The 22,154-nt window shown below is 62.4% G+C and carries 19 protein-coding genes and 2 pseudogenes; 11 read left to right on the top strand and 10 right to left on the bottom strand.

The genetic code is table 11. The annotated features are described in order from the left end of the window. The 5 genes and pseudogenes from ACWJI3_RS04365 to ACWJI3_RS04345 all read left to right on the top strand — a co-directional run. Positions 1-220, top strand: a pseudogene (locus tag ACWJI3_RS04365) (photosystem II q(b) protein); the annotation flags it as partial. 251 nt (positions 221-471) lie between these two features. Continuing rightward, positions 472-1,404 carry a metal ABC transporter substrate-binding protein gene (locus tag ACWJI3_RS04360; RefSeq protein ID WP_261347328.1) on the top strand — a complete coding sequence of 311 codons (933 nt, stop codon included), beginning with the start codon at positions 472-474 and terminating at the stop codon, positions 1,402-1,404. 4 nt (positions 1,405-1,408) lie between these two features. After that, positions 1,409-2,218, top strand: coding sequence for a metal ABC transporter ATP-binding protein (locus ACWJI3_RS04355; RefSeq protein WP_094512902.1), 810 nt, complete (start codon positions 1,409-1,411; stop codon positions 2,216-2,218). Beyond that, positions 2,218-3,057, top strand: a complete 840-nt coding sequence (locus ACWJI3_RS04350) for a metal ABC transporter permease (protein WP_480202976.1) — start codon at positions 2,218-2,220, stop codon at positions 3,055-3,057. The genes ACWJI3_RS04355 and ACWJI3_RS04350 overlap by 1 nt, the downstream gene beginning before the upstream one ends. Continuing rightward, positions 3,054-4,265: a DUF4336 domain-containing protein gene (locus tag ACWJI3_RS04345; RefSeq protein WP_480202975.1), complete on the top strand. Its 1,212-nt coding sequence runs from the start codon at positions 3,054-3,056 to the stop codon at positions 4,263-4,265. The genes ACWJI3_RS04350 and ACWJI3_RS04345 overlap by 4 nt, the downstream gene beginning before the upstream one ends. Before the next feature lie 37 nt (positions 4,266-4,302). On the opposite strand, the gene ACWJI3_RS04340 is transcribed toward ACWJI3_RS04345, so the two are convergent. Together ACWJI3_RS04340 and lepB are read right to left on the bottom strand one after the other, a co-directional pair. Further along, positions 4,303-4,650 (bottom strand): DUF760 domain-containing protein, encoded by a 348-nt coding sequence (locus ACWJI3_RS04340; protein ID WP_094513026.1) that lies wholly within the window; start codon positions 4,648-4,650, stop codon positions 4,303-4,305. Positions 4,651-4,699: 49 nt separating this feature from the next. Beyond that, entirely contained in the window at positions 4,700-5,293 is a 594-nt protein-coding gene (lepB, locus tag ACWJI3_RS04335; protein WP_094512900.1) for a signal peptidase I, read from the bottom strand. 57 nt (positions 5,294-5,350) lie between these two features. On the opposite strand from lepB, the gene menD reads away from it, so the two are divergent. From menD to ACWJI3_RS04320, 3 genes are all read left to right on the top strand, one after another. Then, complete coding sequence (gene menD / locus ACWJI3_RS04330) at positions 5,351-7,174, top strand: 2-succinyl-5-enolpyruvyl-6-hydroxy-3-cyclohexene-1-carboxylic-acid synthase (RefSeq protein WP_480202974.1); 1,824 nt, start codon at positions 5,351-5,353, stop codon at positions 7,172-7,174. Positions 7,175-7,227: 53 nt separating this feature from the next. Continuing rightward, entirely contained in the window at positions 7,228-8,130 is a 903-nt protein-coding gene (gene menB, locus ACWJI3_RS04325; RefSeq protein WP_094513024.1) for a 1,4-dihydroxy-2-naphthoyl-CoA synthase, read from the top strand. A gap of 114 nt (positions 8,131-8,244) precedes the next feature. Further along, positions 8,245-9,216 (top strand): sensor domain-containing diguanylate cyclase, encoded by a 972-nt coding sequence (locus tag ACWJI3_RS04320; protein WP_480202973.1) that lies wholly within the window; start codon positions 8,245-8,247, stop codon positions 9,214-9,216. Between the two features lie 12 nt (positions 9,217-9,228). Here the strand turns inward: ACWJI3_RS04320 and ACWJI3_RS04315 are convergent, their stop codons facing one another. From ACWJI3_RS04315 to ACWJI3_RS04305, 3 genes are read right to left on the bottom strand one after another with little or no spacing between them, the layout of a single operon-like run. Beyond that, positions 9,229-9,636: a response regulator gene (locus ACWJI3_RS04315; protein WP_480202972.1), complete on the bottom strand. Its 408-nt coding sequence runs from the start codon at positions 9,634-9,636 to the stop codon at positions 9,229-9,231. A gap of 26 nt (positions 9,637-9,662) precedes the next feature. Continuing rightward, on the bottom strand, positions 9,663-11,291 hold the full coding sequence (locus ACWJI3_RS04310; protein WP_480202971.1) for an ATP-binding protein: 1,629 nt from the start codon (positions 11,289-11,291) through the stop codon (positions 9,663-9,665). A gap of 7 nt (positions 11,292-11,298) precedes the next feature. Then, entirely contained in the window at positions 11,299-11,646 is a 348-nt protein-coding gene (locus ACWJI3_RS04305) for a PAS domain S-box protein (protein WP_255139779.1), read from the bottom strand. A gap of 205 nt (positions 11,647-11,851) precedes the next feature. Here ACWJI3_RS04305 and ACWJI3_RS04300 point away from each other — a divergent pair. Beyond that, positions 11,852-12,199: pseudogene (locus ACWJI3_RS04300) on the top strand (STAS domain-containing protein); the annotation flags it as partial. 22 nt (positions 12,200-12,221) lie between these two features. Here the strand turns inward: ACWJI3_RS04300 and ACWJI3_RS04295 are convergent. The 5 genes from ACWJI3_RS04295 to ACWJI3_RS04275 form a co-directional block, all read right to left on the bottom strand. Further along, the gene (locus ACWJI3_RS04295; protein ID WP_480202970.1) at positions 12,222-13,394 is read right to left on the bottom strand and encodes a PP2C family protein-serine/threonine phosphatase; all 1,173 of its coding nucleotides are present in this window, start codon (positions 13,392-13,394) and stop codon (positions 12,222-12,224) included. 5 nt (positions 13,395-13,399) lie between these two features. Further along, positions 13,400-15,907, bottom strand: a complete 2,508-nt coding sequence (locus ACWJI3_RS04290; RefSeq protein ID WP_480202969.1) for an ATP-binding protein — start codon at positions 15,905-15,907, stop codon at positions 13,400-13,402. Positions 15,908-15,935: 28 nt separating this feature from the next. Continuing rightward, positions 15,936-16,535 (bottom strand): heme NO-binding domain-containing protein, encoded by a 600-nt coding sequence (locus tag ACWJI3_RS04285; RefSeq protein ID WP_094512893.1) that lies wholly within the window; start codon positions 16,533-16,535, stop codon positions 15,936-15,938. Between the two features lie 59 nt (positions 16,536-16,594). Further along, positions 16,595-17,656 (bottom strand): polysaccharide pyruvyl transferase family protein, encoded by a 1,062-nt coding sequence (locus ACWJI3_RS04280; protein WP_480202968.1) that lies wholly within the window; start codon positions 17,654-17,656, stop codon positions 16,595-16,597. A gap of 300 nt (positions 17,657-17,956) precedes the next feature. Then, positions 17,957-18,847 (bottom strand): glycosyltransferase family 8 protein, encoded by an 891-nt coding sequence (locus tag ACWJI3_RS04275; protein WP_480202967.1) that lies wholly within the window; start codon positions 18,845-18,847, stop codon positions 17,957-17,959. 669 nt (positions 18,848-19,516) lie between these two features. Here ACWJI3_RS04275 and ACWJI3_RS04270 point away from each other — a divergent pair. Beyond that, positions 19,517-20,560 carry a polysaccharide biosynthesis/export family protein gene (locus tag ACWJI3_RS04270; protein ID WP_094512891.1) on the top strand — a complete coding sequence of 348 codons (1,044 nt, stop codon included), beginning with the start codon at positions 19,517-19,519 and terminating at the stop codon, positions 20,558-20,560. A gap of 69 nt (positions 20,561-20,629) precedes the next feature. Next, positions 20,630-22,078: a GumC family protein gene (locus ACWJI3_RS04265; RefSeq protein WP_480202966.1), complete on the top strand. Its 1,449-nt coding sequence runs from the start codon at positions 20,630-20,632 to the stop codon at positions 22,076-22,078. Positions 22,079-22,154 lie beyond the last annotated feature (76 nt).

The raw sequence follows: 22,154 nt of genomic DNA, 5'->3' as shown, positions 1-22,154 counted from the left end.
CCTGGGCGTGAGCACGATGGCCTTCAACCTCAACGGGTTCAACTTCAACCAGTCGGTGCTGGATGCCCAGGGCCGGGTGATCAACACCTGGGCCGATGTGCTCAACCGCGGCAACCTCGGCTTTGAGGTGATGCACGAGCGCAATGCGCACAACTTCCCGCTCGACCTGGCCCTGCTGGAGTCGGTGCCGGTGGCGCTGCAGGCTCCGGCGATCGGCTGAGCCAGCCTCTGTCGCCAGCCGCCGGGGGCCACCTCCCCTGGCACCTGCACCCCTGAAGGCCTCCGCTGCGGCGGGGGCCTTTTCTTCTGGCCCCAGCAGCGCCTCCGCTGCCGCAGGCACGTGCCGCACCAGCAACGGTTACGTCAGCGCCGCTTGTGTTCTCTTAGACCATTTTCGTGTTTGACGTTGCGCCGTTGATGGCGGCCCGCTCGATTCTCAGGCGTCCTGCCCTGGCCCTTTGTGGCGTGCTGATGCTCACCAGTGGCGCCCTGCTGGGTTGCACGCCGTCGCCGCGTCCGGCCGAGCGGACTCCGGCCCCCGGCACCTCCGCGGCTGGCACGCCAGGGGCCGCAGCGACGCAAGGGAAACCGCGCGTGCTCACCACGTTCACAATCCTGGCCGACATGGCCCGCCAGGTGGCCGGCGACCACCTGCAGGTGGAGTCGATCACCCGGCCGGGCGCCGAGATCCACGGCTACGAACCCACTCCCAGCGATCTGCGGCGGGCTGAGGGGGCCCAGCTGGTGCTGGTCAACGGCTTCGGCCTCGAGCGCTGGGCCGATCGGTTTCTCTCCGGCCTGCCGGACGTGCCGCGGGTGGTGCTCACCGACGGCATCGAGCCCTTGCCGATCGCCGGGGATGCCTACGCCGGCAAGCCCAATCCGCACGCCTGGATGTCGCCCTGGCTGGCGGAGGTTTATGTGGAGAACATGCGCAAGGCCTTCACCCAGCTCGCCCCCGCCCATGCGGCCGATTTCAAGCGCAACGCCGAGGCCTACCGCGCTGAGCTGCGCGCCCTCGACAGGGACCTGCGCCGCGATCTGGCCACCCTGCCGCCCCAGCACCGCCTGCTGGCCACCTGCGAAGGCGCCTTCTCCTACCTCGCCCGCGATTACGGCCTCACCGAGGCCTACCTCTGGCCTGTCAATGCCGAATCCCAGGTCACCCCGCAGCGCATGGCCCGCCTGATCGCCACGGTCCGAGAGCGCCAGGTGCCGGCGGTGTTCTGCGAAAGCACAGTGTCGGCAGAGGCGCAGAAGCAGGTGGCCGCGGAGAGCGGCAGCCGCTTTGCCGGTGTTTTCTTCGTGGATTCCCTGTCGCCTGAAGGTGGCCCGGCCTCCTCCCTGCTGGAGCTGCAGCGGCACAATGTATCCACACTGATCAACGGACTCAAGGGGCGCTGAGCCGATGCAACACCGCCCGCCCCGCCCGCCTCAGCACCGTCCGGCCCAGGAGCGCATCGTCGTCGACAACCTCTGCTACGCCTACAACGGCGTGGTGGCTCTGCATGATGTGTCGCTGCGGGCCTACGCCGGCAGCATCTGCGCCCTCGTCGGCATGAACGGCGCCGGCAAATCCACCCTGTTCAAGGCGCTGATGGGGTTCGTGAACCCTTCGCGCGGCACCATCGCCATCAACGGCGTGCCCCTGCGTGAAGCCCTGCGACAGCAGGCGGTGGCCTATGTGCCGCAGACCGAAAGCGTCGACTGGAACTTCCCGGTGAGCGTGGCGAACGTGGTGATGATGGGCCGCTACGGCACCATGAACCTGCTGCGCATTCCTCGTCGGAGCGACCACCAGGCCGTGCGTGAGAGCCTGGAGCGGGTGGAGCTCTGGCCGTTGCGCCACCGCCAGATCGGTCAGCTCTCGGGGGGCCAGCGCAAGCGGGCCTTCGTCGCTCGAGCCCTTGCCCAGGAGGCGTCAGTGATGCTGCTCGATGAACCCTTCGCCGGCGTGGACATCCGCACCGAGAAGCTGCTGATCCAGCTGTTCCAGCAGTTCCGCCAGGAAGGCCGCACGCTGCTGATCTCCACCCACGATCTGAGCCACGTCACCGGCTTCTGCGACGACGTGGTGCTGATCAATAAGACCGTGCTCGCTTACGGCGACACCTCCGAGGTGTTCACGCAGGAGAACGTGGCCCGCACCTTCGGCGGCGGACCGCTCGATTCGCTCACGATCACCCCGCCGGATCCGTCCGGTGAGGGCGACCTGTGATGGACGCGCTCCCCTGGCTCACCGAACCGTTGCAGCATGCCTTCATGCAGCGGGCCCTGCTGGTGAGCATGCTCGTGGCCTCCGTCTGCGGCCTGCTCTCCTGCTACATGACCCTCAAAGGCTGGGCGCTGATGGGTGATGCGGTGTCCCATGCGGTGATGCCCGGCGTGGTGATCGCCTACGCCCTCAACCTGCCCTTCGCCCTCGGCGCCTTCGTGTTCGGCGTGGGATCGGTGGCGGTGATCGGCTACATCAAGCAGATGACGCGCATCAAGGAAGACACCGTGATCGGGCTGGTGTTCACCGGATTCTTCGCCTTCGGCCTGATCCTGGTGTCGAAGGTGCGCAGCAGCATCGATCTCACCCACATCCTGTTCGGCAATGTGCTCGGCATCAGCCCCGCTGACATCCAGCAGACGGTCTGGATCTGCGGCCTGGTGCTGGCGGTGCTGCTGCTGCTGCGCCGTGACCTGATTCTGTTCTGCTTCGATCCCACCCACGCCCGTTCGATCGGCATCCACACCGGCGTGCTGCATTACCTGCTGCTGGCGGTGCTGTCATTGGCGGCGGTGGCCGGCCTTCAGACCGTGGGCATCATCCTGGTGGTGGCCATGCTGGTCACCCCGGGGGCCACGGCTCACCTGCTCACCGATCGCTTCGACAGGATGACCTGGATCGCCGTCGGCTCCGCCATGCTCTCCAGTGTGGTCGGCATCTACTGGAGCTACTGGCTGGATGCCTCCACCGGCGGCTGCATCGTGGTGGTCCAGACCTGCCTCTTCCTGGCCAGCTTCCTGTTCGCGCCCCGCCATGGGCTGATGGCGCAGCTGCGGCAGTGAGAGCCTCCAACGGCCTGCCCCCCACGCCGAGGCTGCGGCAGGGGTGGCCCTGGTGGCCGCTGCTGCCGCTCTATCCCTATGGCCGCCGCCGCACCCTGGTGCGCGAGCTTGTGCCTGGCCAGATCTGGAGTTTCGAGCAACTGCAGGGCGTGCTCTACGTGGCGGTGCCGATCCGCATGACCGTGGCACGCCTCACCGATGGGCTGCTGCTCTACGCGCCAGTGGCGCCCACCCAGGAGCTGCTGCACAGCCTGCGCGAGCTCGAAGCCCGCTATGGGCCGGTGCGCACGATCGTGCTGCCCACCAGCTCCGGGCTGGAGCACAAGCTGCCGGTGCCGGCGATGGCCCGGGCCTTTCCTGCCGCCACCGTGTGGGTGAGCCCGTGCCAGTGGAGCTTTCCGCTGCCGCTGCCCCTGCCCTGGCTCGGATTTCCCGCTGGCCGCACCCGGGTGCTGTTCGAGCAGGGCCTGCCCCACGCCGAGCAGCTGCAATGGGAGATGCTTGGCCCGCTGGACCTGGGCCTCGGCACCTTCGTGGAAGTGGCCTGCCTGCACCGGGCCAGCGGCAGCCTGCTCGTCACCGATGCGCTGGTGGCCATCTCCAGCGAACCGCCGGAGATCTTCAGCACCGATCCCACGCCCCTGCTGTTCCATGCCCGCGAGCAGGGCGCCGAGCCGCTCTGCGATGGCCAGGAGCAACGGCGGCGCGGCTGGATGCGGCTGGTGCTGTTCGCCTCCTACCTGCGGCCGTCCGCGCTGGAGGTGCGACCCTGGCCAGAGGTGATCGCCGGCAGCTTCCGGCCGGGGCTGCGCGCCGCAAAGGCCTACTTCGGCCTCTACCCCTTTCGCTGGCAGCCCGGTTGGGAGGCTGAATTCGAGGCGCTGCTGGGCGGTGATGCCCATCCTCTGCAGGTGGCGCCGGTGTTGGAGCGGCTGGTGTTTCCCAGGGCCCGCACCGCCCTGGTGGCTTGGCTACGGCGGCTCGCCCAGCTGCCAAGCATTCGCCAGGTGGTGCCTGCCCACTACGCGGCACCTGTGGCGTCCACCCAGGAGGATCTCCAGCGTCTCGCCGATGCCCTGGAGCAGCGCCCGTGGGCGCCCTCCAGCGGATCGTGGGAATTCCTTGCCGGCATCGACAGCGCCCTTGTGCGTTGGGGCGTGGTGCCGGAGGTGCCGGCAGCGGAGCCTCAAGCCGCCGGAAAGGGCTGATCAGCCCGGATCTGGAGAGCCCAGCGGGGCTCTGGGCTCAGAGGCTCAGCTCGCCGGGGTCGGCATCAAGGGTGCCTTCGCCGAACAGGCTGCTCTCCAGCTCCATGCGCTGCTCCATCTGGCGCAGGAAGTAACCCGTCATCATCGCGGAGGCCAGCAGGCCAGCGAGATTGTCGCGACTGGCCTGGATCTTCACTTCAAACTGCTCGCCCGGCAGCATGCCCAGCAGGCCCTGAACGTTGTGGCGGATGATGTCCTGAATGTCGCCGCTGGCGGATCGGGCCACACGCTGCAAAACGTCCGGAGATTGCTCCTGCAGGTACTGGATCAGCGAGTTGCCGCTGATTGATTCGCTGTCGGTCGTCAGGAACTCCGGGTTGAACATCTCCGGTGTGCTCTGCGTCACGGCCTGCACCATAACGCAGCTCTCCGGGTCAACCCATGGCCGCAGAGGGGGAGAACCGTATGGGTCCGAGTTTGTTCCAGGGCCAGTAGCGGAACACGGCGGTGCCGATCACATGGTCGGCCGGCAGGGGGCCCCAGAGGTGCGAATCGAGGCTGGCATTGCGGTTGTCGCCCATGACCAGCAGGCAATCAGGCGGCACGGCGAGCGGCGCCAGTTCATAGGCGATCGGCTCGGCCCGCCACGGCTCCGGCACCGGCTGGCCGTTGCGGATCAGCTGGCCGTCATGGACGGCGATCCGATCCCCCGCCGCTCCCACCACCCGCTTGATCAGGGCGGCATCGGGGTCGTAGCCGGCCGCCAGCAAGGCGTCGGGAGGGTGGAACACCACGATCGTGCCCACCGGCAGGGGCCGGTGCAGGCGAGCCCGCAGTTTCTCCACCAGCACTCGGTCGTTGAGCTGGAGGGTGGGCAGCATGGAGCCGGAGGGGATCCAGCGGGGTTCGATCACCGCCCAGCGCAGCAGCAGCGCCACGCCCACCCACAGCAGCAACAGGCCGACCTGGCGCAGCAGCCCGGCGCGGCCTCCGTCCGGAGAGCTGCCGCCGGTGGGAGTGACGCTCATGTCGGGGGGCTCCGGTCGTGGGCATGATCAGGCCATCCTGAACAGTCATGGGCCCCGGTGAGCGGCAACGACGGCCTCGGCAGCCATGCCCCAGCGGGCACCGATGCTCACGCTGCGGCGAATCTGGGCGCGGCCCATGCGCTGCTGCTCGCCTTCCGGCAGCTGGGGCTGGGGCGGCTCGTGCTCTGCCCCGGCAGCCGCTCGGCGCCGCTGGCGATAGCGGCCGGCCTGCTGGAGGCCGAAGACGAAGGCCTGCGGCTGTACACCGCGATCGATGAGCGCTCCGCTGCGTTCTTCGCGCTGGGGCTGAGCCGCGCCGATGGCCTGCCGGCGGCGGTGATCACCACGTCCGGCACGGCGGTGGCCAACCTGCTGCCGGCGGCGGTGGAAGCCGACCATGGCGCGATTCCGCTGCTGCTGCTCAGCGCCGACCGGCCCCAGCGGTTGAAGGGGCGTGGCGCCAACCAGACGGTGAACCAGGAGGACTTTCTGCGCTGCAGCTGCCGCTGGGCCGGTGCTGGCGCTGCCGAGGGACTGGCCGTGATGACGCCCGCCAGCCTGCAGGCGCTCGCGCAGCGGGCCTGGCAGGAGGCCATCGGCCACCCGGCCGGCCCTGTGCATCTCAACCTGGCCTTCGAGGAGCCGCTCCATCCCTCGGCCGCCGCCATCGCGTCGCTGATGGCCCGCACGCCCAGCGACAGGGTGGTGGGGGTTCAGCCGGAGCCGTCCGTGACCTCGGAAGCCTTGCCGCTGCTGGATCCCGATCAGCCCGGCGTGATCGTGGCCGGGCCCTGGCGCGGTGCCCCGGAGCAGTGGCCGGCCCACCTGCAGGCCCTGCAACGCTGGCAGCGGCGCAGCGGCTGGCCCCTGCTCGCTGATGGCCTTTCGGGCCTGCGGGGTCAGCCGCTGCTGGAGCTGGTGGCGGGCTACGACCTGCTGCTGGAGGAGCCCATGGAGCCGTTGCAGGTGTCCCAGTTGCTGCGGCTCGGGCCCCTGCCCGCCAGCCGCCGGCTGCAGCACTGGATCGGGCGCCAGTGCGGTTGCCAGCTGGTGATCAGCGAGGGCGACCCGCGCGATCTCGATCCGCTCGGCACCGCCAGCCACCGCTTCGGCCATGGGCTGGCGGCCTGGTGCCGGGCGCTGCCAGCGGCGCTCTGGGCGGGGGAGCCGCCGGCGGCCAACCACGCCTGGCAACGGCGCTGGATGGAGCTGGAGCACACGGTGCAGGCCGGCCTCAGCCAGGCCCTGCCGGTCACGGGTGCTGCCAATGAACCCGCCATCGCCCGGGCCCTGAGCCAGCTGTTGCCGCCGCAGCTGCCGGTGATGCTGGCCAGCAGCAGCCCCGTGCGCGACTGGGAAAGCTTTGCTCCGCAGGCGGGCGCTCCCCGGCCGCTGTTCGGCTTCCGCGGAGCCTCCGGCATCGACGGCACCCTCTCGCTGGCGGCCGGCCTGGCGGAAAGCGCCGGATCCCTGCTGCTCCTCTGCGGCGACCTCGCCCTCCTGCACGACAGCAACGGCTGGCTCTGGCGCCAGCAGCTGCGCGGGCGCCTCACCGTGGTGCTGATCGACAACGGCGGTGGCGGCATTTTTGAGCAGCTGCCAATTCGCACCTCCGGCGCCTCGCCCGTTCCGCCGGAGGTTGCCGCGCCCTTCGATTTTGAGCGCCTGTTCGCCATGCCGCAGAGCCTCGATCAGGCCGCCCTGGCGGCGTTGCATGGCGTGCCCGTGCGGCGCGTGGCTCAGCTGGAGGAGCTGGAGGAGGCACTGGCCTGGGCGCTGCCCCAGCCCCTGGCCCTGCTGGAGCTGCGCACCGATCGCCAGGCGGATGCCCGCCTGCGCCAGCAGCTGCGGGCCGCGCTGGTGCCTGGCTCCCCAGCATGAGCCGGCCCACGGCTCCGCAGAATGAGCCGAAGCCGCTGCCGTTGTCAGGCCTGATGCGCCCCGATTCCGCCGCACCTCCCTCCCAGCCCGCGCCGGCGGACCCCGTGCTGCCCGGCACAGCTCCGGTGCTCTGGACGCCGGCCGCCACCTACACCGACATCCGCTTCGATACCTGCGCGCAGGGGATGGCCCGCATTGCGATCAACCGGCCGGCAAAGCGCAATGCCTTTCGCCCGCTCACGGTGCAGGAGCTGTGCGATGCCTTCTCGCGTGTGCGCGACGATCCCCGTATCGGCGTGGTGCTGTTCACCGGTGTCGGGCCGGCCGCCGACGGCGGCTATGCCTTCTGCTCCGGTGGCGACCAGAGCGTGCGCGGCGATGGCGGCTACCTCGATGCCAGTGGCCTGCCGCGGCTGAATGTGCTCGACCTGCAGCGGCTGATCCGTTCGCTGCCCAAGGTGGTGATCGCCCTGGTGGCGGGCTATGCGATCGGTGGCGGGCAGGTGCTTCACCTGCTCTGTGATCTCAGCCTGGCGGCGGAGAACGCGGTGTTCGGCCAGACGGGCCCACGGGTGGGCAGCTTCGATGGCGGCTTCGGCGCCGGCTACCTCGCCCGCGTGGTGGGGCAGCGCAAGGCACGCGAAATCTGGTTTCTCTGCCGCCGCTACGACGCCAGTCAGGCCCTGGCCATGGGGCTCGTCAATGCGGTGGTGCCGTTGGAGGAGCTGGAGGCGGAAGGAGTGCGCTGGGGCCTGGAGATCCTGCAGCACAGTCCCACAGCGATTCGCTGCCTCAAGGCAGCCTTCAATGCCGAAACCGACGGCATGGCCGGCATTCAGGAGCTGGCGGGCCAGGCCACCCATCTGTTTTATCGCACGGAAGAAGGGCAGGAAGGGCGCAACGCCTTTCTTGAAAAGCGCGAGCCGGATTTCAGCGAGGCGCCGTGGCTTCCCTGAAGCGCCGCGCCACCAGCCCGGGACGGGACCTCACCAGGAAAGGACATACTGCAAGTTGTGGGATAGACGGCCGAACGGCGGCGTCCCGGTCCCCCCTGCGTCCTGCTCTCCGCGATGACCGCCTACCCCGTACCGGACAACGAGGCTGAACGCCAGGCGGCTCTCGACGAGCAACACATTCTGGATGCGGAGTCCGATGAGGACTTCAATCGCATCACACGCCTGGCCAGCCAGATGCTGGGCGTGCCGACGGCCCTGATTTCCCTGGTCGATCGGCAGCGGCAGTGGTTTCTCTCCCGGGTGGGTCTGGAGGCGAGTGAAACGCCCAGGGATGTGGCCTTCTGTGCCCACGCCATCTGCGGCAATGACGTCCTGGTCGTCAATGACGCCAGTGCGGACGAGCGTTTCAAGGACAATCCCCTGGTGACGGGGAACCCCAACATCCGCTTCTATGCCGGGGTGCCGTTGCGGACCCACTCCGGCTTCAACCTCGGCACCCTGTGCGTGATCAGCCCCCAGCCGAGGCAACTCGCCGGCAACGAACAACAACTGCTGCAGGACCTTGCTGGGATGGTGATCCAGCACATGGAATCGCGGCGCAACAGTTACCTCTGCTCCCTCACGGGCATCAAGAACCGAAGACCCTTCTTCGATGCAGGTCTGAACGAGTTCCGGCGGCAAAGGGAGTACGGAGAACCGTTGACCCTGATGATCTTCGGTCTGGATGACTTCCATGATTTCTGCACACGATTCGGCCAACAACAGGGCGATCGGTTGCTTCAGGAGCTGGCCAGACAACTGCAATCGGACTTTGGGGAGAGCGCCCTCTACGGGCGTGTGAGTGATGACGAGTTCGCCGTGTTGCAGACAGGCTTGGTGGGGCAGGAGGCGGTAGCCCAGGCGGAGGGCTTCCGTTCCGGCCTGGCTCTCCAGGGCTGGCTGGTGGGGGGAGTCCGCCATCCTCTTCCCGTCAGCCTGGGCACGGCTTGCGCCAGCAGCGACGACACCAGCTTCAAGGACCTGTTCCAACGGGCTGAAGCGGCCCTGAAGCAGGCCAGGCTGTCCGGAACAAGCCTGCCGGGCTGAACCGAGCCACACTCACGGGGCCAGTACAGCCGCGTGGGCCCGGGACAGGGCGGCTTGCAGGGACTCGACCCTGATGGGCTTACCAATGAAATCATTCATGCCGCTGGCCAGGGCCTCGGCACGGTCGCAGTCACGAATCTTGGCGGTGACCGCGACGATCCAGGGCCGCACCGTGTTGCCGGCCTGCTCACGAATTCTGCGGGTGGTCTCAAAGCCATCAACCTTTGGCATGCGCAGATCCATCAGGATGATGTCCGGATCCAGCAGCCGCTGCTGGACAGACTTGAAGAGAGTCCGTTCAGCCACCCAGTAGGTAACAATCAGGGCAGAACTGGTGATGGAAAAGATTCCCAATGCCAGCAGGATGGAAGCCCGGGAGAGCCTGCACCTTGACTCCGATGGACCATCAATGGGGCCCACTCCGCCCCTCATCGCATCACTCAGTATCATTCGGATGCAACCGACTCTGTGGCTCGGCGCCAATCGCGATACCTGCTCAAGGCCACGCGAAGATCCGCCAATCGAAGTGGTTTGGAGAGAAAGTCGTTCATCCCAGCCGCTGCACACTCCTGCCGGTGGGTGTCGAATGAATAGGCTGTCAGGGCAATGATGTAGAGATCCGAGTAACCTTCGCTGCGCAATTGGCGCGAGGCGGCCAAGCCGTCAAGACCTGGCATGGCCACATCCATGAAGATGAGATCCACGTTCCCATTCCTGACGCACTGAATGGCCGCATTGCCGTCTCCCACCGCATCTGCGCTTAGATGCAATCTGGCCAGCATCAACTCAAGCACCCTGCGGTTGACGCGGTTATCATCAGCAACGAGAATTCTGATTCCAGTCTCTAAGCTTTCTTCGGGATTGTCCCTGACAATCTCACCCTGCTCCTGCGAAGCCAGCGTGAACGGCAGACTGACCGTAAAGCAACTGCCGGATCCGAGACTCGAATCAACGGAAATGTCGCCCCCCATCAATTGGCACAATCTCGAACAGATGGCGAGGCCGAGGCCAGCACTTTGCTGCGTCTGGGCGGGATTGGAATGGCCAATGAATTCCTCAAAGATAAGCGGTAGAGCCTCCCTGGAGATGCCAATACCCGTGTCGGAAACATGGAACACTAAGGATCTCAGGTTAGCCGTGGCCGCCAAGGTATCTACGCTGAGGCGAATCTCCCCCTGATTGGTGTACTTGCAAGCATTCCCCAACAGGTTGAACAGAATCTGGCGCAGCTTGAGATCATCACCAAAGAGCCATCTCGGCGTATCCGGTGGCATGCTGAGGTGCAAGCCGAGGCGTCTTACAGAGGCTTGATACTGAAAGAGATGAATGATGTCATTGAGTAAACCATGAAGGTCGAAGGTTCTGGGGTTGAGTGCCAATCGCCCGGTTTCAATCTGCGAGATGTCCAGAATGTCGTTGATCAGGCTTAGCAGATACTCGCCGTTTTGATGAATCGTTTCGAGCATCTCCCGTTGCTGCCCCTCCATTGGGCTGCTGAGCAGCACATCCGTCATCCCGATCACAGCGTTCAATGGGGTGCGGATTTCATGGCTCATGTTGGCCAGAAACCGGGTTTTGGATTGGCTGGCTGCCAGGGCCTCATCGCGCGCCAGCTGCAACGCGCGGGTTCGCTCGACCACCTGCACCTCCAGCTGGTCACGGGCATCGATCAACTTGTCCTGGGCCTGAACAATCGCGCTTTTGTCCCTGAAGGTGAACACCAAAGACGGCTTACCAGGGAGATCGACAGTCGCCCAGGACACCTCAATCACCTGGCGGAGAGGCGCACCCAGCAGTTCCCAGGTGCTGGATCCTTCTGATCCCGAGCTCCAGAACGGCAGGCCTGATTGGCTGTCGCTGAGCTCGTGGAGATAGGGCCTCGGGAGGATCTGGCTCAGGCATTGGCCAAGGCTCTGCAAGCGGGACAAACCCACGAACCGATCAAACGATGCATTCGTCCATTCCACGATTCCGTTGAGATCGGTGAAGGCAAGGGCCTCGTCAACGGCTCCCAGGGCCGCCTCCAGCCTCCCGAGAGTGCTGCGAAGCTGGCCGACAAGGGTCTGGTCCGGCATGCACGCCTCAGGTCAACGGTCGCAGGGTTGCCGCGAACACCCAGCTATCGCCACGGCGTTCGGCCACAATGAAATGCTCCGAGTTGATGGCCTGGTTGTCTTTGCAGATGGTCATCAATTGCAGGGGATGGTTGAGAATCTGCGATTCACCAACGATCTGGAAACGGGAGAAGCCGAGATGGTGGGCGTCTTGATAAGCAGCCGGCAGGATCATGGAAAGAGAATGGCCCTTGAGATCGTCCAATGTCCATCCATAGGTCGTCTCAAACAGATCGTTGATCTCTACAATCAAACCTTCCTGGTCGGCAGCGACAAAGGGAAGAGATTGGCGTCGTAACTCTTCAATCGTGACCATGAACCTCGCGGCTGAAGCGGCCTACCTGGTTACGAACTGTAGCGTTGTGCTCCATTGGCTCCCTCCTACCCTCTTAGCGGAATGGGGGCTTGTGGTCAGACCCACACCCGCTCGCCACCAGCCGGCGGACGGGTCTCAAGACCCCAGGCCCAGCCGAATGGGCTTTCGGCGATGAGTGGTAAACTCTTAGCAATTTGCGTTTCAATGTGTGGATAATCTGTACATCCTGAAACCCATGGGCCTGCTCGACGCCCAGAGTGGCGCTGAGTTGCGGCAGTCTGTCGGTTCAGTTCTGGCGGAGCAACCCAGGGACATCCTGATTGATTGCCAGGGCGTCGACTTCATGGACAGCAGCGGATTCGGCGCTCTGGTTTCCGTGCTCAAACGGGTCAAGGAGCAAGGTCAGCAACTGTTTCTTTGCGGTCTGTGCAGCCAGGTCCGCATTGTTCTGGACCTCACCGGCACCGAAAAAGTGTTCACCACGTTTCCGAACAGTGAGGCATGCATCGCCGCATTGGCTGCCGATCAATCGGGCGGCTCAACCGACACCTGAACAACCAGAAGGCCCGTAACGATCACGACAGCAGCGCCCGGATCAGCGAGTAGTCATCGGTGAATGGCGCATGGCCCGAGACGTGGAGGATCTGGGACAGCAACCGATCCAGGCCATCGTCATCAGCGAGCACGTCTTGGCACTGCTCCACCAGTTGCATGAAGTCGGGCAGTGTCCCCATCAAGCCACCGGGCCTCGGCACTTCATAGAGGCCATCGCTGTAGATGAGAAGACAGGCCCCTTCGCCCACCTCCAGGCTCTCGGTGCCATAGGTCGCGTCGTCGAACAGGCCCACGGCCATGCCCTGACCTTTGAGCCAATGGCAGGGAAAGGCACTGGTGCGGCTCCAGAGAAAGGCTGGGGGATGGCCCGCGCTGGCAAAACTCAGGGTTCGGCTGGAGGGCTGATAAACCCCATACCAAAGCGTCAGATACCGCCCCTGGTGACGCTCCATCGGAAACCCGGAGTTCAGGGTCTGCAGCACAGCGCCCGGATCACGCAGATCAACGGGCAGCGAGCGGGAGCGCAGCTGGTTGTGAACGGAAATCGAGGGGAAGGCCGCCGCCAGGCCATGGCCGGAGCCATCGGCGAGGTAGAGGACGAAGTGGTCGTCATCAAGCCAGAAGAAATCAAACGAATCACCACCCAGTTCATGGCAGAGCTCGAACCGGGAGTCCGCCCGCACGGCACCACCGATGGGCTCGGGCAGCAGGGATCGCACATAACTGGCCGCCTCCTCCAGCTCCTGATCCAGCCGCAACTTCTGCTGATGCAACTCACTCGCCAGGAGCTTCAGCCGTTCATTGGCCTGGTGTAGGCGGATGCCGGAGCGGACCCGGGCCAGCAGCTCCTCCGGATCCACCGGCTTGCTGAGGAAATCATCGGCGCCGCAGTCGAGCCCCTCCACCCGGTCTTCCACCCGGGAGCGTGAGGTCAGCAGGATGAAGTGGGCCGATTCCAGGGCCGGTTCCGCCTTGAACGCCCGGCAGACGTCCAGCCCATTCATGCCGTCCATCAGCCAGTCGCAGACGACAACCGTGGGGGGGCAGACACGGGCCTGCACCAGGGCACTGTCACCCGAATCCGCCACAACAATCTGGTAGCCCTGGGCGCGTAGACGGACCTCGAGGATGCGGGAATGGATGCGATCGTCATCCACCAGCAGAATCGAAATCGGGGCGGGACAACCTTCCATCGGCGTCAGGCGTCCATCGGACGCCGCTGGCGCAGCGCTTCGGTCACCCGTCCAGCCTCGACAAGCAGCTGATCGATTCTGACCTGGGGCCACAGCTCCGAATCGGAGCGCAGGGACTCCTCAACCTGGCCGCACAGCGTGGCCAACCGCAGGGCCCCCAGGCTGGCACTGGGGGAGCGCAGCGAATGGGCAGCGGCGATCATTGCCGGGGGATCGTGGTACTGGTGGGCCATCACCACCGCCGACACGAGTCGCATCGCGTCCTCGAGGTAGAGGTCGATGAGCTCCTGGAGCACGGCCGCCGCCCCGTCTCCCATGGCTTGCTCCAATTCCTCCCAGGCGGCCGCGTCGATCGGGTCGGCCCCTCCACCCGCTGGCGCTTGGGGTTGGTCGCGGGGCTGGTAGTGCTCCAGGGCGTAGGTGAGCTGGGCAGGCACGATCGGCTTGGCCAGAAAGTCGTCCATGCCGGCCTGGAGGCAGGCCTGGCGATCCTCCGGACGGCCATGGGCGGTCATGGCAATGATCCAGGGCTGCACGAAGGGAGCCGGCAGACACCGGATCGCCCGCGTGGTCGCGTAACCATCAAGCTCCGGCATCTGCACGTCCATGAACAGCACGTCGAAGGGGGTCTCCTGCACGGCCGCGAGCGCCTCGGAGCCCGAAGCCACGGCCTCGGCCCGGTAACCCAGCCGCTGCAGCAACTGAAGCGCCAACTGGCGGTTCACGGGGATGTCATCGACGACGAGCAGCCGCAGCGGCAGCCGGTCGGTGAGGCGATGGGGGCCGCCCTGGGGGGCGGATTCGCGCGTCAGCGTTGGCGGCCCGGCCAGCCGCCGCTCCAAAGGGCTCTGCCCTTGCTGAATCAGGGCCAGGCGGAGCTGTTCGAATCGCACAGGCTTGGAGAGCATCACAGCCGGCGTCTTGGCCAGCGCTGCCAGCTCTGACACCTTGCACCTGTCAGCCAGGACGATCCAGGGACGCAGCTGAAGCACGGGGTCCTGCAGAAAGGCTGGCGGGGTTGTCTCCCCTTCGGAGCACAGCAGCCGCCCATCGATGACCACCACGCCAGGGCCGAGGTCGCCGATCTGGGGCTGGGCGGTCGGTATGGGGATCTGGCAGGGATCGGGGGCGATCACCGAGAGCCCTATCCAACCCAGCTGCTTCTGGAGCACGGCGCGCAGGGTGGGATTGCCGACCAGCAGCAGGATGGCGGACGCCGGCGGCACCAGGGGCTCCGGGCTGTTGCTGGCCTGGGGGGCCGGATCAAGATGCAGCAGCACGTTGAAGGTGAAGACACTGCCTTTGCCTTCCTGGCTGGCCAGGTTGATCGAGCCCCCCATCAACTCACACAGGCGCCGTGTGATCGCCAGACCAAGGCCCGTGCCGCCGTAGCGCCGGGCGGTGGAGGGATCGGCCTGGCGGAAGGGTTCGAACAACTGGGGAATCAGCGCGTCGGACACGCCGATGCCGGTGTCGCGGATCTGAAACGTGAACTGGCACGGGGTCGGCTGACCGGCCTCAGCGGCCTGGGGCTCCGCTGACACCGTGACGACGATCTCGCCCTGGGGGGTGAATTTGACCGCATTGCTCAGCAGATTCCAGAGGATCTGGCGCAGACGGGTGAGGTCGCCGATGACAGCCGTGGGCAGGCCGGGCTCGATGTCGAGGATCATTTCCAGCGGCTTGTCCAAGAGGCGGGACACGCTCAGATCGAGGGCCTCTTCGATGCAGATGCGGAGGTTGAAGCGCTGCTCATCCAGCTGCATGTTACCGGATTCGATCTTCGAGAAGTCGAGAATGTCATTGATGATCGTCAGCAGGGAATCGGTGCTGCTGTTGATGATCTCGACATACTCCCTCTCCATGGGCTCCAGCTGGGAGTCCTGAAGTAAACCGGCCATGCCGATGATGGCGTTCATCGGAGTTCTGATCTCATGGCTCATCGTGGCCAGAAACGTATCCTTGGCGGCATTGGCGGCTTCAGCAGCCTGCTTGGCCGCCTCCAGCTCCGCATTGAGCGTCGACAGACGCTGGGTTGACTCGCGCAACTCCCCACGCTGCGCGATGAGAATCTCATTGAGCTTCTGACTTTCTGTGAGCGCCACATTCCTGGCCTGCAGCAGGAAAAGAAAGTCAACCAGGGAGTCATGCAAAGGAAAGTCATTGATCTTTAGACTGAGGGTCTTAAGATCCTCCAGTTGCAGCAAACAGGGCGTACCAACAAACAACAGCTGTTCCCTTTCGTCAAGGCAACAGATCTGGCCCTTCAGTTGCAATGGAATCGCGGCGGACTTGAAAATCACGTGCCGGTCTGTGCAGTCACTCAGACTGGCGAAGTTCATGGGGACATCCGGTCGCAGGAGCAGGAAGTGCTCATCGAGGGGCTGCCCCACCAGCTCCGGGACAGAAAGGATGCGACGCAGAACAGAGCCGACGGACTGGATACGTAGCTCTCGGTCGACGACGAAATGGAAAGGGAACAGGGGATCGAGAAGGTGGTCAGGTAACGGCACGGAAGGCACCTTCAGAAACGACGAACCTTCACTCGCTCGTCATGCCGTCATCCGGCCGACCTGCGACAGATTCGGAAGGCGGAGAAAGGCGAACGTGGAACAGGTCCGTGGCATCACCCCTGTCGCGAGAGGCGACCTGATCGACCGCCAGTGGAGTACGAAAACGCTTGCCCAGGCCATGAAGCAGGCCGGTCACCATGGGGGCAAGGCCGCGCCGCTTTGAACGGTACTCCAGTTGCATGGAGGCGTCAGCACTGTGCTCGCAACGGAAGGAGGGAGGCTGCAGCTCAGGAAAGGCCAGGGCGGCGCGGGCGTGGAGATTATCGAGATGATCCAGGAATTCTGGCAGGGTGTCCCCTGTGCTTTCGAGCAACTGCTCGTAACCTTCCGTGGCTGTGTAGGTGATCCAGTACTCACCAAACGCCTGCATGATCTGATCACCCGTGAGGCCAAGTTCCTCCGTGGCCGCTGCCACCAGCCGATGGGTCACGTCGTCGGGATAGGCCTGGTACGTGGAAAAGAAATCCAGATCCTGGAGATCGGCCCGCTCCTTGATGCGCTGCCACACCTCCTCACCATGGTGGGTGGTGACCATCTGCTGAATGGCCCGGTTGACAAGCCCGTACATCGTTGAACGGCCAGATAGAGGAATCTAGCTCAGGGATCCAAGGGGCCAGACGACGACCGTCAGATCACATCGGGGAGTTGATCGAGGCACCACCGGAAATCGCGGCGCACCTGTTCACGCACGTGCTGATGATCGAACCGGCGCCCGCGGCTGGCCAGAATCGCTTCCAGCGCCGACGAAGGAACCAGGCTGGCCAGATCACAGCCGGGTAGATCGAGTCGCCGGCAGAGGTCCCTGCCCTTGTTGGAATAGTGGAGATGGTACGGAACCCGCCCGGCCGCCAGCGAAAGAACGGCCGTGTGAAAACGTACGGCAATCACGCTGTCGACCAGAGCGAACAGGGCCATGGCCAACTGCCAACTCGGCACGGCTGGATCGGCGACGAACGGGTTGAGGATGGCGGTGCCGGGGGCCCGTTCCTGGATGGCGGCGGCCACTTCGAGATCATTATCGGAGCCATAGGCGCCCGATTGGATCAAAATGACGGGGCTGAGTCCGGCCCCGGTGAGTTCAACGCTCAGCTGGGCCATTCTGGAAACGAAGGCCTCATTGTCGTGGCCGTACATGCTGTCGAAACCACGCACAGACAGGACGGCTGCCTGGGATGGATCAATCCCTAGCCGCTCCAGGCATTGCCGCGCCGTGGCCTCCGCCAGGGGGGAGCTCTCCAGCACAAAGGCAATGTCGTAGGACAACCGTGCTTGAACCCCTGCGGCGCAGAGGCGCTGGTGACTTTCGGCATCCCGCACACAGACAGCCGCCAGGCGCTTGAAATAGCGCTGCAACAGGAGAAAGCTGAGGCCGTGGCAGGAGCGAGGAATCGACTGGCCGAACAGGATGGTGCGGTTCGGACTGTGCCTCAGTTCAGCCAGGTTCTTGAGGAAGGCTTTGGTGACAAACCATTCACGCGAATTGTTGAAGATGTCCCCCCCCACGCTCACGTAAGCGTCGCAATTCCTGGGCCGTTCGGACAAGAACGTGACCCCAAGGGTGGCATCGGGCCGTTCATCCTGAACGCAACCCACCAGCTCCACATCAGGCAGCAACTGACGAAAGGCGCTGTAGATCGCTGCATCCCCCAGATTCAGGGTGCTGTAGGCGTTGATCAGGCCAATGCGCACGGGAGAGGGCAGAAGTGGAGAACAGTGATGGAAACGGCGCAGAAACGACTAACGCGTTACGCATGAATCCAGAGTGAAGCAGGAGCAAGCCACTGGTTCTTATCCTATCAGCCCTGGCCAGAAGGTAACCACGTGGTGGGTCGGGTGGCTTGTACAACGACCTGAGCCAGACCTGCCGACCAATCAGATGGCTTGTCCAGATCCCTATGCCCAGGCTGCTGCTCGCCTTAGCTGGTCTGGCAGGCCGTGTGAGCCAGGCCATCAGCGCAGAACACTTCTATCCTGGCGGCAACGATAGAATCAAGTAGACCGAATGAGTCGCCGCAGTTTACCTTTGACCATCTCCAAGGTAGGAACAGTACGGACAAACTTGCGATAGGCGGCTGCTATGCCGAGTAGTTTAACAGGACGCTGACCGGCAAAGGCGGTTCGATCCAGTAGTGCAAACCATCGATCTTGAAAGTTTGCGGCATAATCTGCGTGCCAGGGCTTGACTTTGCCTAATAAATGAATAATGCCATCTGAAAAATCAGCATCGGCCCTGCCTTTGGATGTATTCCATTTCGGATCGAGCACCAGCCAATCGCCTGCCAAGACGATATTCAGAGCATCTTGATCCATTTGGTCAAGCAAATCATAGTTTTCCTGTGCAACCGCTAGAGCCTTCGATTGGATCTCATGATGCCTCCATGCATCCAGATCCATCACAATCACTCCTGAATTAAAGTACTGGCGAGGATTGTCTAGTTTCAGCTTTTCGCGAAGTCGCTGCTGCTGCTGTGGGGTGTCTATGCCACCATCAATAACACAAGCACTGGATTTGCCATGCAGATCCAGAAGCTGCAGTTCAGTTAGATCCGAGCAAACGATTAAGTCCGTATCTAAATAGATGCAGCGAGATACACCCGCCAAGTATTCGGGTATAAAGAAGCGCGCATAAGGAGATTTGCTCTTGACAAGCAGAGTGCTGCGGAAGCTATTGACCCGCTCAAGATTGAAATCAATAAAGCTGATTTCGCCGATGTTGGCAGCTTGCCAGGAATTGGAAAGTTGCCGCTTGTCGTCCTGCGATAGATCGACGCAAATGGCATAGACATTTAGGCTTGTGCTACAGGCTTCCAAAGCGGAACGAACGGTGACCGCCGCCCCCCAAAGATAGTTGGCCGTTGCCACAATTACAATGTTAACCATCATACCTTCAGGGACCTTGCCACACGAATTTAGCTCAGCTTTGTGATTGAGACCTGGCAGGGTGGCCTTCTCCCCAGCTCCATTGCCCCAGCAGCCGTGAGCATCCCAACGGCAGTGAGGGTCATGGATCCAGTTCCCGCCTGCATGCTCCAGCAGGCCCCTACCAGTAGGAACGGCGTCTGAGGTGCTGTGCAGCTCTCCGGTGGGGGCATGGGGCGCTCCTTGACAAGGCCTGGTGGACCAGGACGGCGCCAAGGCCCCAGGCTGTACCGGTTCGGTTCCTGGGGGGCTACCGGTTCTCACGAGCCTCAGCCTTGCGACAACTAGCCGCAACACTGGCGGAGACAGCACTCCGCGCCGGCAGCGACCATTTGGAAGAGCCTTGCGGTAGCTCAATAGATTAGCCGGCACCCACTGATTGGCTGCGCAGGGGTAGTCTTCGCGGTCGGGAGCAGAGCGATACACCGACCCAGCCGAAGACGGATAGGCAAGCCAGGGGCCATACAGACACACGTTGCACCGGACCTGCCTCCAGGTGACGGGAATCATCAGGCGATTGAGTGATCACTCGTCAAACTCGCCCAGGCTGAAAGCCGGTAGCCCGCAGTCTACGAATACGCTAAGATTGTCTGAGCAAGCCAAAAAGCGAACTCTCCCAGATCGACACAGATGTCGAAACTTCTTTTTTGGCTTGTTGGGCTCGCTTGCTTTGTTGGCACTCCAGGATCGTCCTTGGCATTACCGATCTCCCCAGGAGATCGAGTCAAGGTGACAATCCCTGAAGGGGAAGAATTCAGTGGCATCTTTGAAATCAATCTGAACGGAGAGCTTGAAATTCCCTTTTCCAAGGGAATCTACGCTGTGGGTCTTGAGCCGGAACAGCTTCAGAAGCGGGTCTATCAAGCCCTGGTGCAACAAGGCTTTTTTCAGCCATCTTTTCTGAGGGTCAGTCTGAGTGTCATTCAATGGGCACCTGTACCGGTCTTTGTCATTGGATCTGCTTTTCAGCCTGGACGGTTGTTAATCAACGAGTTAAGTGACGTTGAACAGACACAGACGCCTGTTCAACTTTCTGGACAAGCTCCGCTCAACCGTATGCTCACAACGGCACTCCGTCGTGCAGGAGGCATTACTCCCACGGCCGATGTCGCCGCGATACAGGTGAAACGAGGTTCAAAAAGGCAAGTGATTGACATGTCCGGTGCTTTTACGGGAGAACCTTTTAACGACATCCCACTCATTGCTGGTGATCAAGTCATTGTTCCGGACACTGGTACCGTTAATCCACTAATCGTTCGCCCTTCTCAGATTACGCCCGCTGAAGTTGAGATTAACATTTCAAATCTTACTGTTCCTGCGGCTGGAAACTCTGTTGCTGGCATTGGCTCTCAGGCTAGGAACTTTCCCTATGGATCTCGCTTGTCCCATGCGGTTGTCTCGGCCAACTGTGCTGGTGGAACCATGGTCACCAATGCGCGACGCCGAGCCATCCTGGTGAGAACTGAAAGGATCTCGGGGAAGACGACTGTCTACGAACGAGGAGTAGAAGATCTTCTTCGCGCGTCTACAAGCAACGCCAACAACCCCTATCTCATGGCAGACGATGGTGTTGCCTGTTATGATTCGAAGATGACCAACTTCCAGGCTGTTCTTAGCATCTTTACTCAGTTTCTGAATCCATCCGTTTTGATTTATGATCGCAGTATTCCGTAGAATCTAGTGAAAGACTCTCCGCCGATCGTCGGACGACTCAGGCCTAAGGTACAGGCCGTGCGAGAACCCTTGGGAAAGGCGGCGCGATTGTTTGCCGAACAGTTTCGAAATATTCCTGGGTTGAAGGCACCCGATCCAAAGGGATGGTGGAAAAAACTGAGTCGAACCGACAAGCTTCGCTGGAGTCGCTATCTATTCGTATCCACTTGTACGAACGGATTGATATGGAGCACCAGTATTCTCTATCTTGCACTTGCAAAGCCTGTTTATACAAGCTCTTGGGCATTGGTTCTGCCTGGAAGCGCTAATGCTGTTAACTTAAGCCTGCCAGAAATTGGTCAAGCCACGGCATCAAACGAATCACTCGGCCTGGCTGCGTTTGATCCTCGTGCAAACTATGAATACATCTTCGTTAGCGAGCAAGTCATCGCGCGGGCTGCCAAGATTGCCAATATTCCTAAGGCAGATTTCGCCAAGCCTCGCATTAAGAACATTGATAACACAACGCTGATGCAGATTGATACCACCGGTCCATCGCCTGTAGATGCACGAAAGCGAGCCTATGCGTTGCATGACGCCATGGTAGAGCGTCTCAATGAGCTGCGTGTCAGCGAGATCGAGCAACGGCAAGGCCCAGCACAGGAGATTCTGCTGGAAACGCAGCAGAAGCTTGAGACTGCACAAAAGCAAGTTTCCGCATACAAGCGCAAGTCTGGCCTCACCTCTATTGAACAGGTTGAAATCCTTTCGGCTAACATTGAACAGCTACGCAAACAGAGAGCCGAGCTGGCTGCGCTGCAATCGCAGGCAGAGAGTCGATTGCAGAAGTTGAGTCGTAGCCTGGGGCTGTCTCCTTCAGAGGCAACAGATGCGTTCAAGTTGCAGGTTGATCAGATCTTCCAGCAGAATGTGAAGGACTACAGCGAGGCCACGTCTATACTCAAGGTCCAACTGTCTAAGTTCGGTCGGAATAATCCTCGCATTCTCAAAGAGATCAAGCGGCAAGAGGCTGCTAGGCAGGCATTGAATCAGCGTGCCAACGAGTTGCTCGGTCGCTCTCCATCGGCCCAGACTCTCACCAGACTGGCGTTGACTGGTGCCAGTTCTGGTCGCGATTCACTCTTCCAGAACTTGGTGAATTACCAGTCAGATGCTTCAGGTGCAGCAGCACAGGTTCGCAAGCTTGATCAACAGATCAGCTCCTTGGAGGGGCGCCTCAGGTTGATGTCCCAGAAACAGTCTTCTTTGGAGAACCTTAAGCGAAATGAACAGATAGCAGAAGCTGTCTTTGCATCCACATTGGCCAAACTGGATCTTGGCCAGGCCAATATCTTTGCAGCATTCCCACTGATTCAAATAGCTGTGGAGCCATCCTTGCCAGAAACAGCTACGTCACCAAAGCGAACATTGGTGCTTGCTGGCTCAGCATTTGGTTCCATCCTGACGACTGTAGGTCTTTGGATCCTATGGATCCGCAAGCCCTGGATCAAACGGGTCGCCAATTGGATTTCTACATAACAAGGGGTCTTCATTGGGACTTAAAACGCTTCTTTCAAGGGCCTTCCAGTCTGAGGATGATCTTCAGCCGAGAAAT

Source organism: Marcopretia estuarina LEGE 06307, assembly GCF_056633115.1.
This window is presented reverse-complemented; position numbering and strand designations above follow the sequence as displayed.

Coding starts and splice junctions, on each gene's coding strand:
- ACWJI3_RS04355 (WP_094512902.1), top strand. CDS start 1,409: ATGCAACACCGCCCGCCCCGCCCGCCTCAGCACCGTCCGGCCCAGGAG.
- ACWJI3_RS04320 (WP_480202973.1), top strand. CDS start 8,245: ATGACCGCCTACCCCGTACCGGACAACGAGGCTGAACGCCAGGCGGCT.
- ACWJI3_RS04305 (WP_255139779.1), bottom strand. CDS start 11,646: ATGGTCACGATTGAAGAGTTACGACGCCAATCTCTTCCCTTTGTCGCT.
- ACWJI3_RS04275 (WP_480202967.1), bottom strand. CDS start 18,847: ATGGTTAACATTGTAATTGTGGCAACGGCCAACTATCTTTGGGGGGCG.
- ACWJI3_RS04285 (WP_094512893.1), bottom strand. CDS start 16,535: ATGTACGGGCTTGTCAACCGGGCCATTCAGCAGATGGTCACCACCCAC.
- ACWJI3_RS04350 (WP_480202976.1), top strand. CDS start 2,218: ATGGACGCGCTCCCCTGGCTCACCGAACCGTTGCAGCATGCCTTCATG.
- menB (WP_094513024.1), top strand. CDS start 7,228: ATGCGCCCCGATTCCGCCGCACCTCCCTCCCAGCCCGCGCCGGCGGAC.
- ACWJI3_RS04295 (WP_480202970.1), bottom strand. CDS start 13,394: ATGGAAGGTTGTCCCGCCCCGATTTCGATTCTGCTGGTGGATGACGAT.
- ACWJI3_RS04340 (WP_094513026.1), bottom strand. CDS start 4,650: ATGTTCAACCCGGAGTTCCTGACGACCGACAGCGAATCAATCAGCGGC.
- lepB (WP_094512900.1), bottom strand. CDS start 5,293: ATGAGCGTCACTCCCACCGGCGGCAGCTCTCCGGACGGAGGCCGCGCC.
- ACWJI3_RS04310 (WP_480202971.1), bottom strand. CDS start 11,291: ATGCCGGACCAGACCCTTGTCGGCCAGCTTCGCAGCACTCTCGGGAGG.
- ACWJI3_RS04270 (WP_094512891.1), top strand. CDS start 19,517: ATGTCGAAACTTCTTTTTTGGCTTGTTGGGCTCGCTTGCTTTGTTGGC.
- ACWJI3_RS04360 (WP_261347328.1), top strand. CDS start 472: ATGCTCACCAGTGGCGCCCTGCTGGGTTGCACGCCGTCGCCGCGTCCG.